At 42.1% G+C, this 14,852-nt stretch carries 14 protein-coding genes; 8 read left to right on the plus strand and 6 right to left on the minus strand.

The window, feature by feature from the left end; translation table 11 throughout:
• On the plus strand, positions 1 to 1,917 hold the full coding sequence (locus PBV53_RS03480) for a putative glycosyltransferase family protein (protein WP_270095796.1): 1,917 nt from the start codon (positions 1 to 3) through the stop codon (positions 1,915 to 1,917).
• 22 nt (positions 1,918 to 1,939) lie between these two features.
• Here PBV53_RS03480 and PBV53_RS03485 read toward each other — a convergent pair whose 3' ends face one another.
• The 3 genes from PBV53_RS03485 to PBV53_RS03495 all read right to left on the minus strand — a co-directional run bounded on the left by PBV53_RS03485 (position 1,940) and on the right by PBV53_RS03495 (position 5,703).
• Positions 1,940 to 3,049: a DUF354 domain-containing protein gene (locus PBV53_RS03485; protein WP_309739473.1), complete on the minus strand. Its 1,110-nt coding sequence runs from the start codon at positions 3,047 to 3,049 to the stop codon at positions 1,940 to 1,942.
• Complete coding sequence (locus PBV53_RS03490; RefSeq protein WP_270095797.1) at positions 2,989 to 3,759, minus strand: polysaccharide deacetylase family protein; 771 nt, start codon at positions 3,757 to 3,759, stop codon at positions 2,989 to 2,991. The genes PBV53_RS03485 and PBV53_RS03490 overlap by 61 nt, the downstream gene beginning before the upstream one ends.
• Before the next feature lie 399 nt (positions 3,760 to 4,158).
• Positions 4,159 to 5,703, minus strand: coding sequence for a glycosyltransferase family 2 protein (locus tag PBV53_RS03495; protein ID WP_270095798.1), 1,545 nt, complete (start codon positions 5,701 to 5,703; stop codon positions 4,159 to 4,161).
• A 410-nt stretch (positions 5,704 to 6,113) separates the two neighbouring features.
• Between PBV53_RS03495 and PBV53_RS03500 the strand changes: the two genes are divergently transcribed.
• The 3 genes from PBV53_RS03500 to PBV53_RS03510 all read left to right on the plus strand — a co-directional run bounded on the left by PBV53_RS03500 (position 6,114) and on the right by PBV53_RS03510 (position 7,793).
• Entirely contained in the window at positions 6,114 to 6,446 is a 333-nt protein-coding gene (locus PBV53_RS03500; RefSeq protein WP_270095799.1) for a hypothetical protein, read from the plus strand.
• Complete coding sequence (locus tag PBV53_RS03505; RefSeq protein ID WP_270095800.1) at positions 6,443 to 7,270, plus strand: TIM barrel protein; 828 nt, start codon at positions 6,443 to 6,445, stop codon at positions 7,268 to 7,270. The genes PBV53_RS03500 and PBV53_RS03505 overlap by 4 nt, the downstream gene beginning before the upstream one ends.
• 271 nt (positions 7,271 to 7,541) lie before the next feature.
• Entirely contained in the window at positions 7,542 to 7,793 is a 252-nt protein-coding gene (locus tag PBV53_RS03510; RefSeq protein ID WP_270095801.1) for a hypothetical protein, read from the plus strand.
• Between the two features lie 7 nt (positions 7,794 to 7,800).
• Here the strand turns inward: PBV53_RS03510 and PBV53_RS03515 are convergent, their stop codons facing one another.
• Entirely contained in the window at positions 7,801 to 8,685 is an 885-nt protein-coding gene (locus PBV53_RS03515) for a DUF8471 domain-containing protein (RefSeq protein ID WP_270095802.1), read from the minus strand.
• Between the two features lie 282 nt (positions 8,686 to 8,967).
• Here PBV53_RS03515 and PBV53_RS03520 point away from each other — a divergent pair, with 282 nt between their 5' ends.
• Positions 8,968 to 9,384 carry a hypothetical protein gene (locus tag PBV53_RS03520; protein ID WP_270095803.1) on the plus strand — a complete coding sequence of 139 codons (417 nt, stop codon included), beginning with the start codon at positions 8,968 to 8,970 and terminating at the stop codon, positions 9,382 to 9,384.
• Positions 9,385 to 9,400: 16 nt separating this feature from the next.
• Complete coding sequence (locus PBV53_RS03525) at positions 9,401 to 10,270, plus strand: PGF-pre-PGF domain-containing protein (RefSeq protein ID WP_270095804.1); 870 nt, start codon at positions 9,401 to 9,403, stop codon at positions 10,268 to 10,270.
• A gap of 220 nt (positions 10,271 to 10,490) precedes the next feature.
• Here the strand turns inward: PBV53_RS03525 and PBV53_RS03530 are convergent, their stop codons facing one another.
• Both PBV53_RS03530 and PBV53_RS03535 read right to left on the minus strand, forming a co-directional pair.
• The gene (locus tag PBV53_RS03530; RefSeq protein WP_270095805.1) at positions 10,491 to 11,879 is read right to left on the minus strand and encodes an Ig-like domain-containing protein; all 1,389 of its coding nucleotides are present in this window, start codon (positions 11,877 to 11,879) and stop codon (positions 10,491 to 10,493) included.
• 264 nt (positions 11,880 to 12,143) lie between these two features.
• The gene (locus PBV53_RS03535; RefSeq protein WP_270095839.1) at positions 12,144 to 12,713 is read right to left on the minus strand and encodes a GMP synthase subunit A; all 570 of its coding nucleotides are present in this window, start codon (positions 12,711 to 12,713) and stop codon (positions 12,144 to 12,146) included.
• Positions 12,714 to 12,890: 177 nt separating this feature from the next.
• On the opposite strand from PBV53_RS03535, the gene PBV53_RS03540 reads away from it, so the two are divergent.
• Positions 12,891 to 13,688, plus strand: coding sequence for a 2-amino-3,7-dideoxy-D-threo-hept-6-ulosonate synthase (locus tag PBV53_RS03540; protein WP_270095806.1), 798 nt, complete (start codon positions 12,891 to 12,893; stop codon positions 13,686 to 13,688).
• Positions 13,689 to 13,709: 21 nt separating this feature from the next.
• Positions 13,710 to 14,852 (plus strand): 3-dehydroquinate synthase II, encoded by a 1,143-nt coding sequence (locus PBV53_RS03545; protein WP_270095807.1) that lies wholly within the window; start codon positions 13,710 to 13,712, stop codon positions 14,850 to 14,852.

A 14,852-nucleotide genomic window follows, 5' to 3' on the forward strand; every position in this document is an offset into this window, starting at 1 on the left:
ATGAAATCATATGAATTTAAATTTATAACAAAAGATAATAGATTACACTCTTTTGCGCTTGCATTACCTGTATTGATACTTCTGACGGTAGTAAGTGGATTTTTATTAGCTTTTGCCATAGATCGACCTGATTATGCAATAAGAGGTCTGGCGACAGGGCTCCCAGCCATTTTAGCATCATTCTTTTTAGTAATGATCTATCATAAAAGAGAGATCGAGTTAACTTCTTCGTCAAATACATTAGCTATTAGTCAAAGAACTTTGATGATAATTTTTGGGATATTGTTCAATGTATCTATATTGATATTATTGTTAATTCCATTTAGACCATGGTATTATTTTGTGCTAATTTTGATATTGTATTCCCTAATATTTACGCAGATCTTCTCAAGAAATGCAAATGTATTGATGATATTGTCTGAAATAATACTCCTTATGACCAGTGTAATCTGCGGGATGACACTAAAGTATCCACTATATTTTGGTTGGACTGATATTTTACCGCACTTATTTTTCGCTAAGATAACATATCTATCCGGGCACACACTCCCAATGGATTACTTTTTAGAATATGCGAACTTCCCATTATACCATATACTGATCGCTGAAAGTTCTTATTTATTGGGTTTAGATCTTAAAAACACTCTTTTCTTGATAGCAATTCCTATTTATGTTATCCTAATTATTTTTATTTACAAATTATTTAATTTAACCACACGTAATTCACAAATGTCGCTTCTTACATGTTTAATATACTCAGTAACTTCTGTGGTAATACTCTATGGCGCATATGCGATAACCAGAACTGTAGCCTATGTAGGATTTATCATAATGATATATCTAATTTATAAAGGTCACAGTGAAAAAAATGAAGCTGTTTACAGGTCTCTTGCAATACTTTTATCTATATTCGTCATACTTGCACACCAGGTCTCAATAATTCAAATGGTTATACTGATGCTTTTTCTACTTGTCTGTGAACGAATCGCAGGTAATAAAAAATATTTAAGCACCAATTTTTTTGTATTGGTTAATGTCACGTTTATTGGATACTGGTTCTATGGTGCATATTCATTTACTCGAAGTGTGATAGCATCGCATATCAGGCCAGAGTATTTCGAAACCCCGGTGGTGAAAGCTACTGTTCAATCTGGTAACGAATGGTCATTCTTAGTTAACAACATTGACTCTTCGATTTTTTTATTTTTTGCTTTGATCGGTATCGGATATATACTATGGAAAGAAAATAAGAAATATGCTCGTGTATTTAGTTTATTTGCTTTATCCACACTCGTCCTATACACGCCGAACCCGATTCAATTGTTATGGCAATCTATGATCTTGTTCAGGTTTGATAGATTTATGCTAATGCTTGCTCCCTTTATGTCGTTCGTGATGAGTGCAGGAATTTTTGCTTTTTTATATTATTTAAGGTCTAAAAATGTAAAAATACGTTCTGCTTTTATGATAGTATTGGTTTTATTTAGCATATTTTCATTTTCTTCCATAATATCAAATTCAGAAGATTCTAATTATTTTAAATCGGATACAAACCGCAAGTATTTCATTGAGGAAGAATTGATAGGATATGACCATGTTTCCGGCCATGTTCCATTTGGATCTAGCCTACATTCAGATTATGAGACATCGAGATATTTTACACAACGAGAATTTGATGAATCAGATGCGCTGAAGCTTCCCTATTATAGGAGTTATATGATAAACACCTACGAGGGTATCCCGGATTACGAAGGTTACATACTGATCAGAGAAAAGCAATTTTTAGATACAAAGCTGGCATTTGAAGAAGGGAATTATTTCCCAACATCTGAAAATCAAATTCAACTGTACACTTACCTGCAGGGGAACAACAAAGTCTACTCAAATACTGCTGTGGACCTATACCATAGTTCCTGAACTTGTGCCAACACAATTGGGTTTATGCGCTTAAAGGTTTGGAAGTTAGGTTATTAAAATTCTCTATATACCGGACCATAAATGCAGTTACATCAATTTTGTCGCGCAAGAGTTGTTCACGCCTCTTATTCCATTCCTCTTTGGTGCTTGGATCGTGGATCAGTTCAACTGCTTTATTCAGGGCCTTGTCAGAATCCTTATAATTGAAAAGCAATCCATATTTTTCTTCAAGCTCAGTAAAATTACCCATTGTTCCAACAAGAGATGAAACATAAATAGAAGGGGTCCCCAGTATTGCACTTTCAACAGCAGTGGTTCCTCCTTCTCCCACATACAGACTTGCATAATATAACAGATCATGCAGTTTTTCCGGAGAAACTTTAATACGGTATTTTTTTAGTGAATAGTCCATCTCACCTTCAGATGTGATCAACACACGCCCGTGTTTCTCGAGTTCATTCACGAATTCGATCTTGTTCTGGATACCATACTGTCCAATATCATGATCTGCATCCCACTTAACAAAGCGTAGAATTATAAAAGTGTCATCTTCATTTAACCCGAGTTCAGATAGAACTTCTGGATTGGGAGTGAAATAATCAGGATGAAGATATGCCAGTTCATGATATCCATCGTATCGTATCTGTTTTTTTCCAAGATCGGCCTTATAGCAAGACGGAGTGCAAATAACAGATGCAAAAGGATCAGTTAATATGTGTTCAATTTTTGCATGTTCAGTATCATCAAAAACGATGGAAGGTTTTCGGATGATCTTACCTACATGAGCAACATAGGCATTACCAACACCACCAACCAGAATATCGGGTTTAAATGATCTTGCGATCCTGTACAGATTATATTCTATTTTCAGCAACTCTGTGGCTTTTGAAAATAAGGAAGGCTTTGCACTTCCAACAACATCATATTCAAATCCATATGCTCCAAGCAAATTCAAAGAAACGTCCTTGTCAACCGTGGTGATCTTACAATCGTGCCCTCGTTTTTCCAGAGCCCATATCGCATTTTTGAATAAGTGGATCTGACCGGGATGTGCCATATTGAATAAGATCCTCATGTTCTCACCGCAGCTATAACCTTCTTCCCCACATTGACCGCCATATCCATACCACAATACAACCCCCACTCAACTACATTCAATGACCAGCGTTCCGGATGCGTAAGAATATAGAGATTATCCAGTTCTCCACCCTCGACCAGGTCGATCAGGTCATCCGTTGTGTCGGCGGTGAAACCTTCGGTCTTGTTGGGAATGAAATCTCTCAAACTGTTTTTGGAATTCCAGCTTCGTCCAGTATCTGAAAAATAATTTAATTCATGTCCCACAGAGAGATAGGCTTCACCAACGATATCATAGTCTTTAAAATCGTAAGTCTTCCACAAATCCCTGTTATCGTATTTTGATAGGGGTTTTCCATGCATGCATATTGTTTTCACTTTACAGACATCATTGAAATTCTCGAGATGAGATCGGAATAGTTCAATACCCTTTTCAGGGTCACCATTTGCCTCGCTTAATGTCTCGTAGTGGTAACCGATCTCATGACCCATATCCAGGATCTGCTTCATTATCTCGGGTTTGAACACGCTTTTTATCGATCTGAAATAATATGTTGCCTTGATGCCCAGTTCATGCTCGATCCGCGCGGTTTCCAGTGCATTTCCTGGCATCCTGTCAACATCATGACGCATCAGCACGAACCTGGCAGGATGATCCTTATCCATGTATTCTGCCATTGTGATAGTTGGATACGTTGTGGCTATTGCCTCACAGAGGTGGCGAAACTTATGGATAGTGAAATCATGGTCATCAATACTCAGCATCAGAGATCACCACACTGCGCTTTCATCCAATTGTGAAGTTTTTTAAATGCATACCCCCTGCCAGAGTCACAATGTTCCTCCTCTGGCCGATGCTGGGCTGAGGGTTCCCTAAAGGGAACAATTATGGGAGTTTCCGGGATCATTTGTTGCATATTACCACGCTCTCTTATGTGCCTGATTTTTCGTATGGGTTCTCGTTGCCAAGCTTTTCGGGTGGCTGGTCCTTGGAGTTATGTTCGTGCGCTACTGATGGACCCTGTGGGCCAGATAATCGTTATTCTGTATGTTGGACTGTCTGTGTTTGTGGCCGATCCTGGCCAGTGTGCTCTGTGATCTGTAATATGTGCTTATTTGGATCTGGGTATTGGCAGTATTGTAATATTATCAGTAGTCCAGATATTACTGCTGGGACAGGCGGCTGCCTTGTCGCATATCCTTGTCCGACTCTTGCATATCGAATAACATCGCAAACAGGAGGAATTGCATACCTGAAAGGAATATTAGTGCATCCAGCAGAACATAGTTCATGTGGACTGCGATCCCACTCAGGGTTGCAATGACAATGGAAAAGCTAAAGACCACTCCAAAAGGTATCAGGATCATCGATAGGAGATAGAACAATACCAGAGGATGGAAGCTCATCACTACGTATTTTGTCTTAAGTCTCCAGAGGAAGCTCCTGAACAGCATCGAAGACACCTTCAACATGTACGGACTGTACTTGATAGTGGATTTTTCCTCGCCATATCTGGAAGGCATGGTTATGTCCATGGTCCTGAAACCAAAGGTATTCAGCCTCACAAGCATATGATTGCAATAACCATAATAAGTGTAAACCTCATCAAGTCCAATACCAATAAGGGCTTCTTTTGAGATAGCTGTGTAACCGTTCTGAGGGTCCATTATGCGCCAGTAGCCACTGCCGATCTTAGTCAGAATGGTCAGCACTGCATTACCGACCTTACGCCATCTGCTCATCCCTACGTGGTATTCTATGTCCAGCAGGCGATTGCCTTTCGTATAATCTGCCTTTTTCTCTATGATAGGGATGATCAATTTGTACAACTGATCAGGGTTCATCTGGTTGTCACCAGCCATCACAGCCACAATATCCATATCATCCCTCAATGCTGTCTTGTAGCCATCGATAAGTGCAGCACCCACGCCTTTGTTGGTCTCATGTGTTTTCACGAACACCCTCGGGTCGTTAAGGGTTTCGATGACCTTTGCAGTATCATCAGTGCTCGCATCATTGATCACATAGATACGTTCAACATACTGGGGAATACCCTCAACGGTAGGTTTGATAAGCTTCTCTTCATTGTATGCAGGCACGATCACCCCTATGCGTTTGCTTGCCAACAGGTCTCTCCTGACCGGATCAATTATCTTAACAGGCACTTCAAATACCCTAAAACCGGCAATTATAGCATCATCTATCAACTCACTCTCAATGGCATGATCGCTCTTTATGAACTTTAAAACATCGAACGTCTTTGAAGAATAAGCACGGAAGCCACTGTCCTTGGTTAGATGAGCACCGTTTGTAGCCTCCACGTCCTCGGGAGTACTATTAATGACAATGTCTGGTGAAGTAACATAATCACCATTCACAACATCTGCATATTCTGAAAGTACAGGCTTCAATATTGAGGGGATATCATCAGGATTGTGAAAACCATTCGCATAGATGGTCACAAGCACATCAGAATCTAGTTTCTTCGCTTCTTCAAAAGCCGTTGCCAGTGCAGCAGCCTTGCCCAGATTCTTCCCGTGCCTGATCACCTGTGCACCCATATTAGTAGCAATATAAGCAGTAGCATCGCTACTACCATCATCAACAAGAATTACATGATCAACATAGAGCTTCGTCCTTTTAATGATATTCTTGATATAGACCTCAGCATTATATGCAGGAATGGCTGCCACTACGGTCATTGCCATACCTCAGGCTCTTTTTTTGAATACGTATGAATTATAATTAGATCAGTGAATACAAATAGAGACATCCCCAGATCACCCCGCCACTATAGATATATAAAATTCAATATACATAAACATATCTACCAATTACAAGAACACAGTTATATCATTAAATAAAAATAATGCCGCTTAATAACGATTATAAGATACACGAACCCAATACATGAACTACGCATGAACACAAACTCTTATATATAATTTATTAGAAGTAAATTCGCCATATAAGATATGCTAAAATTATATAACTAATAATATATAATGTGAAAAAAGGCCAGTGTCTAAATAGAACCCATATACCCACCATTATAAACAAAGATACACATCCAACAAAAAAAGACACGATTTTATATCAGTCCATCATACAATAATTCATGGGACGAGAATTTTCAGACAAAGATAAAGAGATCTTTAACAAGCTTGCACCTGAGAACGGCGGTACGCACATGTCTCCCATGGGACATCCTTATCCGTTCATTTTGAGACCGATATCTCACAAGTTCGTAGAGGACTCTGATGATTTCAGGGAGCGGCTTGAAAGACTTACCGGAGAAGAACTTGAGTACCTCGTAGGTCTCGCCCTGAAAGGGGAAGAGGACATAAGGTCCCTTGAGGATGAGGACGTGGACACGTTCTTCAAGCTTGTGGAAGAAAAGGTCTCAAAGGATCGGGCAAAAGAGCTGCGTCTCCATCTGGGGATGGCATGAAGCAACTGCTCTTCGGGACGGCAGGGGCTCCCCTAAGCTCAAAGAAGAAAGGCTCCATTGAGGGCATCAGGCGTATAGCCGAGCTTGGTCTTGACTGCATGGAACTGGAGTTCGTGCGAGGGGTTCGCATGAAAGAAGAGACCGCTGCAAATGTCCGGCAGGCCGCCGAGGAAGAGAACGTGGCCCTCAGTGTGCACGCACCTTATTACATCAACCTCAACTCTGCCGAAGAAGAGAAGATCGAGGCCAGTATTGAGCGTATATATCAGTCAGCACGCATCGGTGCCCTCTGCGGAGCGTCATCCATTGTATTCCATCCTGCCTACTATCTGGGCCAGAGCAGCGAAAAGGTAATGGAGAAGGTCAACGGGCTGCTCGAAGGTCTTACTTCAAGGCTGACTGACGAGGGCATCGATGTGGTGCTTCGCCCGGAGACCACCGGCAAAGCGACACAGTTCGGCAGTCTGGAGGAGACCCTGATGATGGCCACGGATATAGAGGGAGTAATGCCCTGTATAGACTTCTCCCATCTGCACGCACGCAGCTGCGGAGAGTATAATACAATGGAAGAGTTTAGAAGCGTCCTTGAAAGCGTGGAAAATGCACTCGGAAGGGATGGGCTGGATAACATGCACTGCCATGTCTCCGGTATAGCCTATGGAGAGAAGGGGGAAAAGAACCATCTGGTGCTTCAGGAGTCAGACCTTAACTATAGTGACATGATGACAGCATTTCGTGAATTCCACATAAAGGGACTTGTCATATGCGAAAGCCCGAACCTTGAAGATGATGCCCTTCTTTTGAAAAAGACCTTCTCGAACTAAGATCCATAGGAACGGTAACGAAAGGACGAGATGGGTCCTTATGGAAATTTAAAGAACTTTCAGTCGAAACCAGTATTTACTAACAGAACAACAATCTAAAGATCAGACGATAATATTAATCGGATTATTTCTGCTGGCCAGAAGGAAAAAGAACAACTGATGAATGGAAGAGATCATTATGATCTCTTTTATTCAAAAATATATACAGAATTTCAAAAGCTATATATAACACACAATAATTTATTCAATTGCTCCAAGGAGACGATATGGAATGCTTACGAGCATAATTTCAACTACAAGAACAGCAGCATCTACGGCATTGTCAATGATAACGGACATAGGGTTGTCTGAGTATGGTGTACTTGTAGTGATAGCACTTATAATCTTACTCTATGCAAAAGAGATACTATCAGCATCGAAGTACTGGAATAAATCGGTTCGTGCATATCTCAACGGGATCATGATCCCACTGTTGATCGCTTTTGCATGGATCATTACATTAAAAGTTATAGAGATCATCTGAACCCATATTAGCCCTCCATCACATCGATCCAGAGGTGGAGATCCCTATATGGAACTGTCATATTGCCATTTTTATAGAGCAAAAACTGTAACTTCATGTCCTCTCCGACACTCTCCGGCGTAAATGATAGCTCCCCTTCCCAGGTCTCATTGTGTCCAAGGGTCAGGTAAAGCCGTTCATGCTCCACAGAGGATGAATCGTTCTCAAGCAATAGCTCCAGGGAATAATCAGTGATCTCATACTCATGGTTCACAACACCAACGAGCACATTGCCACTTTGCCCCAAAGTAAAATTCGTAGGATAGCCATCAGCCATACCATCCATACCAAGGATATAGAACTCGGTGAACTTCTCACCCTCCTTTGGCGTCACCACCACATAAGCAAGGGTCACTATCGAAGCGAGTATGGACAGGACAAGGATGATAGAAAGGATCCTGTCAAGCCTGTTGTCCGGCTTTTTTGACAATTCTTCCCTCAAAGAAAGATAGGCAGCACTAAACGGAACGCTGAACTCCTCATCCTCTGGCAAGACACGCCTTCTAAGCACTGCCACCACGCACATTACAACAGTAAAAAATGACAGAGACACCAGAATGGGTAACAATCTGATCCCCCACGGAGTATAATTAAGGCCAAGCCCGATAAGAGGTACCACTGCAATGCTCAGACCAAAACTAAGTGCCACCCTCTCGATCCCGTCGAGATCATCCTTCTTTGGGAAAAGAGCTGCAATGAGTGCATATCCCGGCAGGAAAAGAACCATGGGCAAGCCCAGGATCGTACGTATAGGAGTGTCGCTCAAGAAAGGAAGCAGTATGAACACACAGGTAAGTGATACCAGTGCAACAACGATCACGATATCAGAGGGAACATTATTCTTATCAGACATCTCAATTTCTCTTTAATATTAATTATAAATACCCTACATTTTGTTCATGATTTATAAACATGTTTAGAGGACATATTACAGTATGTTATATATAAAATATATATAAAATTATACCACAATATAAATTTTATATATATTTTAACAGATACCGGAAATCCTTAAGTATAGTGTAACAAACTCAAAGAAGAGAGATATGCTCAAAAATATTATTAAAAGTAAAATATATAGAACATTCCCTGCAACGTTCAACAACGCTTATAAAATTATCAACTGGTGGTACATATGACCAAGAAAACAAAAATATGCTTACTTGTATGCATCACACTAAGCCTTTTCCTATTGATCCCTTCCGCAGGTGCTTATGAGATAACGCCCATAAACCCGACAGTTGGCGAAGAGATCATAGTGACCGGAAACTCACCAACAAGCTCGGTACCTGCAAAAATAGTTTTCACTAAAACCGTCCCGGTCGAAGATGGGGAATATCTATATTATGTTGGCAAGGTTGCCATCCCTGAAGGCCCGAACAAATTCATTGTAGAAGCAAGCAATGTTGAGGACCTGGAGGTCAAAACAAAGCTCATGTTCTGGCTTACAGCAGGCCACCCCTCTGCAACCGACGGAAAAGCCTCCTATTCAATGTCTAACGTTCCCAAAGGGTCATTACTCCATAAAACTAACAGGCATAGCCCAGCCTGATGAAACGGCCGTTGATATGAAGATCACCGCAACAAGCGAGATCCCGGTAAAGGAAGAACGTTACGAATTCAAGTACTCGACCAGTTCCATGCCAGAGGGGGATTTCACACTGACCGTCGATGGCGAAACAAAGATCATACAATTGAACCCCTCATCCAATGAAGCAGAACCCTCAAGCGACAGATCAAGTTCAGGTGGTAGCTCCGCCGGAAGCAGTGCCGGAACAAGTCCTGACAAAGACGCAAAAAACGTCCTGACAACCGATTTTGCGAACCTGAGAGTAACTAGTGGAACACCTGTAGAACATCATTTTGAACGAACTGCGAACCCTGTTACATACATAAAGTTCACATCCGGCGTAACAGCCAATAGTGTACCCGTCACCATAGAGGTCCTTAAACAAACATCAGAACTTGTAAAAGAAACACCTGAAGGAACCATTTACAAGAACCTGAACATATGGGTAGGCTATGCAGGATTCGCGGTCCCAAAGAACATAAAGGACGCAATACTGGAGTTCAATGTAAATACTGCATGGTTTGAAGAGAACAACATCGACCCTCAAAAGGTCTTCATGAAGCATTACAACTCTGAAACCGATAAATGGGAAAACGTCCCGACGACATATATTGAGACACTTGAAGGTATTGCCTACTATCAGGCAGAACCGGACTCGTTCTCACCCTTTGCTATCGTAGGGATGGAGAACAAGGACACCCAGAAGAGCATTTATGACCTCGACACAGAGACAGAGCATTCGTATCAGGAGAACTCAAGCTCGATCAAACGAACGATGTTCAATTCTAATTTGATCACCCTTATCACAGGAGTGGTAATTATGGCAGGAACATTTGTGTTCTACAGAAAGAGACAGAACAAAGAGTGAATCCCACTCTTTGACTTTTTCCACATAATAATTATTGTATCGATACTAATTCTACATATAGCCCAAATGCACTGATCGTTAAGGGCATGCCAGAGAACAATATAATTGAAAATATTTGCTTTCAGAACATTAAATGCATACACTAAAAGTCAAGTCCGCAGAACCTGGAAAAGAAAAATCACTTAATGAAATGATGATAAAAAAGGAAAAGAGAAAGGGATCACTCATCCCTTCTTCTCATTGTCAGGAACATCAGTCCCATAATTGCCATCACAGGCAGTGCTATGGTAGGAAATTCAGGGATCTCCTCACTAACGATCCATTTCTTTGAAACTTCATTTGAGAGAACTAGTGCCTGCTTTGAATTAACGAAGCTAGCTACAATTACATCCGTACCAACCGCCTGACTGGTGAAACTAAATAAAGCATCTCCATTCACATCGGCCAGGACATCAGCAGTAGTACCTGCATTAGGACCTGAAGTGATCTCAAAGTGGACCATTGTGCCAGTTATTGCAGCACCATTATCATCCTGAACAGTCGCAGTAACTTCGTGGGATTCACCAAGATTGTTTATTGCAGAATCCGGGGAAAGTAAGATGCCTTCACCAACAATAGCATTTGTAGAACCCATAAAGAAAGCTGCGAAATAGATATTATCATCATTGGAAGGGTTCTGTGTAAAGACGTTGATGCCAGTATCGCCATCATTAACGAATGGGATGAGATCATACAACTCATCATCGCTGCGGGAATTTCCCGGAGGAGCGTTTGGGTCAGCAGGATTTGCATTGCTATCATCCAGACCACCAACAGTTATCAAACCGCCATTGTAATCCGTACCATCATCATATCCACCTGCAGAAGAAGTCAGGCGCAGTCCATTGACATTTACAAGGCTGTACTGGTTACTAGGCTGGAACCCAAAAGAGATTCCAAGGCTCATATCCAAAGCAAAGTTAGGATCGGTCTTGTCTACAGGCTCTGCAAGCGTAATGTTGAACGAATCACCTGTGATACTTTGAGCACCGAACAATAGAACAACAGTATTATCCTCTACTTTATTGGGATCATCAAATATCACTGCAAGAATATTTCCCTCAACATTAAGTACATCTGATTCTTGAATCGGAATTGAGATCCTCCCTGCAGGAGCTGCGTCAACAATTGGTTTGACAATGTTGGTCACATCTGCACGATGATTGTGTGGAGCACCAGAATAAGTTCCCATGACAACATCATCCCAATTGACCGGAATACCTGCAAGTGTTACACCACCATCAGGAATTTCGACACCACTCCACAGACTTGCAGTCAATAGATATGCTGATCTGACCGTTGCATTAGCAGGTTTTTCGACATCAATTGATCCAACGGGAGTTAAGTGATCCCCATGACCATCAATGGAAAGGCTAATTTTGCCAGTCTCCGTCACAAATGGTGCCAGTGAAGTTGGAGCAACAGACATTACTGAGTTCATTACAGGACCCGAAGGGTTTTCAACAGCTGTACCTTGTTCAACCACAGTAGCACCTGCAGATGATATCGAAAGAATCATCAACAGACTTAGTAGAACAACAAATGTTTTACTTAGAGTTTTATTTTTCACGGAATACCACCTAATTAGTAAATATTATAGTAGTTTAAAGTATATGACAACAAATATATTAACTTGCCCCAAAATGTAAGTAAGTTGTTATAATGATAATGATGTTGCAGCATGCGGAAAAAGTTGTAATGTAAAGTTATTGTGCAAGGGCCAAAGGATCATAAATGAAGATACTAAATAAAAAAAAGTTCATAAAAAGAAGTTGGTTAAGATATTTGCACTTAACAATAAAAGCCAAATATCACAAACCTGCAAATAATAAGATCAATAGTCTTCACAAACCTTAAAGAAGTTCATAAACAGTTCCTCACCCTTATCTGTATGAGCAACCTCAGGATGCCACTGCACTCCATAAATAGGCCTCTCCTCATGACGCATCGCTTCGATCTCACAAACATCTGAACGGGCAAGGTGAATGAACTCATCAGGAAGCACTGTAACTTCATCAGCATGTGAAGCCCATACAGATGTTCTGGGCCCAAGTCCTTTTAGTATATCATCCTCTTCGATCACTTCAACATCAATAGCTGCATAGCCACCAAGTTTCCCTGCACTGGTATGCCCACCAAATGTCTGGGCTATAAGCTGGTGTCCGAGGCATATACCAAGAATAGGAATGTCGATGCTTTCCACATATTCCTCACACAGCCCAACACGCTCCATGGAAGGACCACCACTGAGAATGATGCCATCCGGCTCTTCATCAAGGATATCCTCTACGGAAGTGGTGTTATCCACGATCTTCGTATCCATATCAAGGTCACGCACCGTACGATGAATAAGGTGACAGAACTGGCCATAGTTGTTGATAACAAGGATCTTTAACTCTTTCATGATGATCACACCGGTAAGGTCGATACTCGAAATATTGATGAATCTATATATAAGACTATTCCACATTTCAAAAGGAAACAAATAACAAAGTTTAAATATTAATCCGTGCTACTATGTCACATAGTAACACGGCGAAGATACATACCGATATTAACCAAATAACAGAGAGTGATATATATGGCAGAGATAGGAAAAAGGATACGAATTGAAAGAATTATGCACAGAGACAGCAGGAACATGGTCATCATCCCAATGGACCACGGTTTGTCCGATGGGCCTATCAGAGGAGTGATAGACATCGCAGATTCCATCAATAAAGTAGCTGAAGGCGGAGCTAATGCCATCCTAATGCAAAAAGGAATGGTCTACCATGGTCACAGGGGATACGGCCACGATGTAGGTCTCATAGTCCACATGAGTGCATCCACATCCCTTGGACCTGACCCCAATGACAAAGTCCTCGTCTGCAAGGTAGAGGAAGCAATGAAAATGGGCGCTGATGCAGTTTCCATCCATGTGAACATCGGATCAGAAACAGAAGCAGAACAGCTCAAGAAGCTCGGATCCGTTGCAGAACAATGTGACGTATGGGGCATACCTCTGCTCTCAATGATGTACCCCAGAGGAAAGAATATAACAGATCCTCATGACCCACAGATGGTAGCTCATGCAGCAAGAGTAGGTGCAGAGCTAGGTTCCGATGTAATCAAGACGGTCTACACCGGAGATGTGGACAGTTTCAGAGAAGTCGTCGATGGTTGTCCCGTACCGGTTGTCATTGCAGGCGGACCAAAAACAGAGACCGACCAGGAATTCCTGGAAATGATCAGCGGAGCCATGGAAGCAGGCGCAAGAGGAGTTGCGATCGGCAGGAATGTGTTCCAGCACCCTGACCCCATAAAGATGACAAGAGCTATCACGCAGATCGTCCACCACAAGATAAGTGTCGAAGAGGCACTACAAACACTTAAATGATAAACTACAATGGCGTATAATATGAAGGATAAGACAATTTGGATAAAGGCCGACAAGGGCCACTGGGAAGCTCACAAGGACAGAATAACAACAGGACTTGAGTCCGGTGCCAATTGTGTGCTTGTAAACTCTGACGAAGTGGAAAAAGTAAGGGAACTTGGCGACATACAGGTAGCTGCATTTACCTATGACGACAAGTCCGGTGCTGACATCGTTGTTGTTGGAAAGGGCGGAGAAGGAGACGGAACAAAACCATTATCACCTGACCCCATTGGTTCCCTGGACATGGTCACTGCGATCCGATTGAAAGAAAAAGGATTGACCGTCGGAGCCTACGTAGTGATACAGAACAAGAAATACGAAGAATTTGCCGCAGAGATAGGCAAAGAATGCGATTTCCTTATCATAGTCGGTACTGACTGGAAGGTCATCCCCCTTGAGAACCTCATTGCCGGACTTCAGGACAGTAATGTGAAGATCATTGCCGGTGTTCGTGACGAAAATGAAGCAAAACTTGCCCTTGAGACCATGGAACACGGCTCAGAAGGTGTCCTGCTGGACTCCGATGACCCCAGTGCCATCAAGGCCACGGTTGCAGTGGCAGAAAGTTCAGGCATTGAGGACCTTAAGCTTGTTCCCGGAAAGGTCACAAAGGTCGAAGCTGTGGGAATGGGAGACCGCGTCTGTGTGGATACCTGCAACATGATGACCAAAGGTGAAGGAATGCTTGTGGGTTCGCAGGCAAGCGGAATGTTCCTGGTACATTCAGAATCCGAAGAAAGCCCTTACGTTGCATCCCGTCCGTTCCGTGTCAATGCCGGAGCAGTTCATGCCTACGTAAAAGTGGGAGACAGGACCAGATATCTTTCCGAGCTCAGCTCCGGTGACGAGGTCACCATTATCAATTCACAAGGAAAACAGCGAACCGGCATTGTGGGCAGGGTCAAGATCGAAAGACGGCCACTCATGCTCGTAGAAGCCGAAGTGAATGGAGAGATCATAAAGAACATCCTCCAGAACGCCGAGACCATCAAACTGGTGGGCATGAACGGAGAACCCATCTCTGTAGCCGACCTGAAACCCGGAGATGAAGTAATGGTCTACTATGAAGGCGGAGCAAGGCATTTCGGAATGAAGGTCGAAGAAACGATAATCGAGAAATGA

This window comes from Methanococcoides alaskense (genome assembly GCF_027594145.1).
Classification (GTDB): domain Archaea; phylum Halobacteriota; class Methanosarcinia; order Methanosarcinales; family Methanosarcinaceae; genus Methanococcoides; species Methanococcoides alaskense.

What these genes read in the sequence shown, in the direction of transcription:
- PBV53_RS03480 (WP_270095796.1), top strand. Translation starts at nt 1, where the DNA reads ATGAAATCATATGAATTTAAATTTATAACAAAAGATAATAGATTACAC.
- PBV53_RS03490 (WP_270095797.1), bottom strand. Translation starts at nt 3,759, where the DNA reads ATGCTGAGTATTGATGACCATGATTTCACTATCCATAAGTTTCGCCAC.
- PBV53_RS03495 (WP_270095798.1), bottom strand. Translation starts at nt 5,703, where the DNA reads ATGGCAATGACCGTAGTGGCAGCCATTCCTGCATATAATGCTGAGGTC.
- PBV53_RS03500 (WP_270095799.1), top strand. Translation starts at nt 6,114, where the DNA reads ATGGGACGAGAATTTTCAGACAAAGATAAAGAGATCTTTAACAAGCTT.
- PBV53_RS03505 (WP_270095800.1), top strand. Translation starts at nt 6,443, where the DNA reads ATGAAGCAACTGCTCTTCGGGACGGCAGGGGCTCCCCTAAGCTCAAAG.
- PBV53_RS03510 (WP_270095801.1), top strand. Translation starts at nt 7,542, where the DNA reads ATGCTTACGAGCATAATTTCAACTACAAGAACAGCAGCATCTACGGCA.
- PBV53_RS03515 (WP_270095802.1), bottom strand. Translation starts at nt 8,685, where the DNA reads ATGTCTGATAAGAATAATGTTCCCTCTGATATCGTGATCGTTGTTGCA.
- PBV53_RS03520 (WP_270095803.1), top strand. Translation starts at nt 8,968, where the DNA reads ATGACCAAGAAAACAAAAATATGCTTACTTGTATGCATCACACTAAGC.
- PBV53_RS03525 (WP_270095804.1), top strand. Translation starts at nt 9,401, where the DNA reads ATGAAGATCACCGCAACAAGCGAGATCCCGGTAAAGGAAGAACGTTAC.
- PBV53_RS03535 (WP_270095839.1), bottom strand. Translation starts at nt 12,713, where the DNA reads ATGAAAGAGTTAAAGATCCTTGTTATCAACAACTATGGCCAGTTCTGT.
- PBV53_RS03540 (WP_270095806.1), top strand. Translation starts at nt 12,891, where the DNA reads ATGGCAGAGATAGGAAAAAGGATACGAATTGAAAGAATTATGCACAGA.
- PBV53_RS03545 (WP_270095807.1), top strand. Translation starts at nt 13,710, where the DNA reads ATGAAGGATAAGACAATTTGGATAAAGGCCGACAAGGGCCACTGGGAA.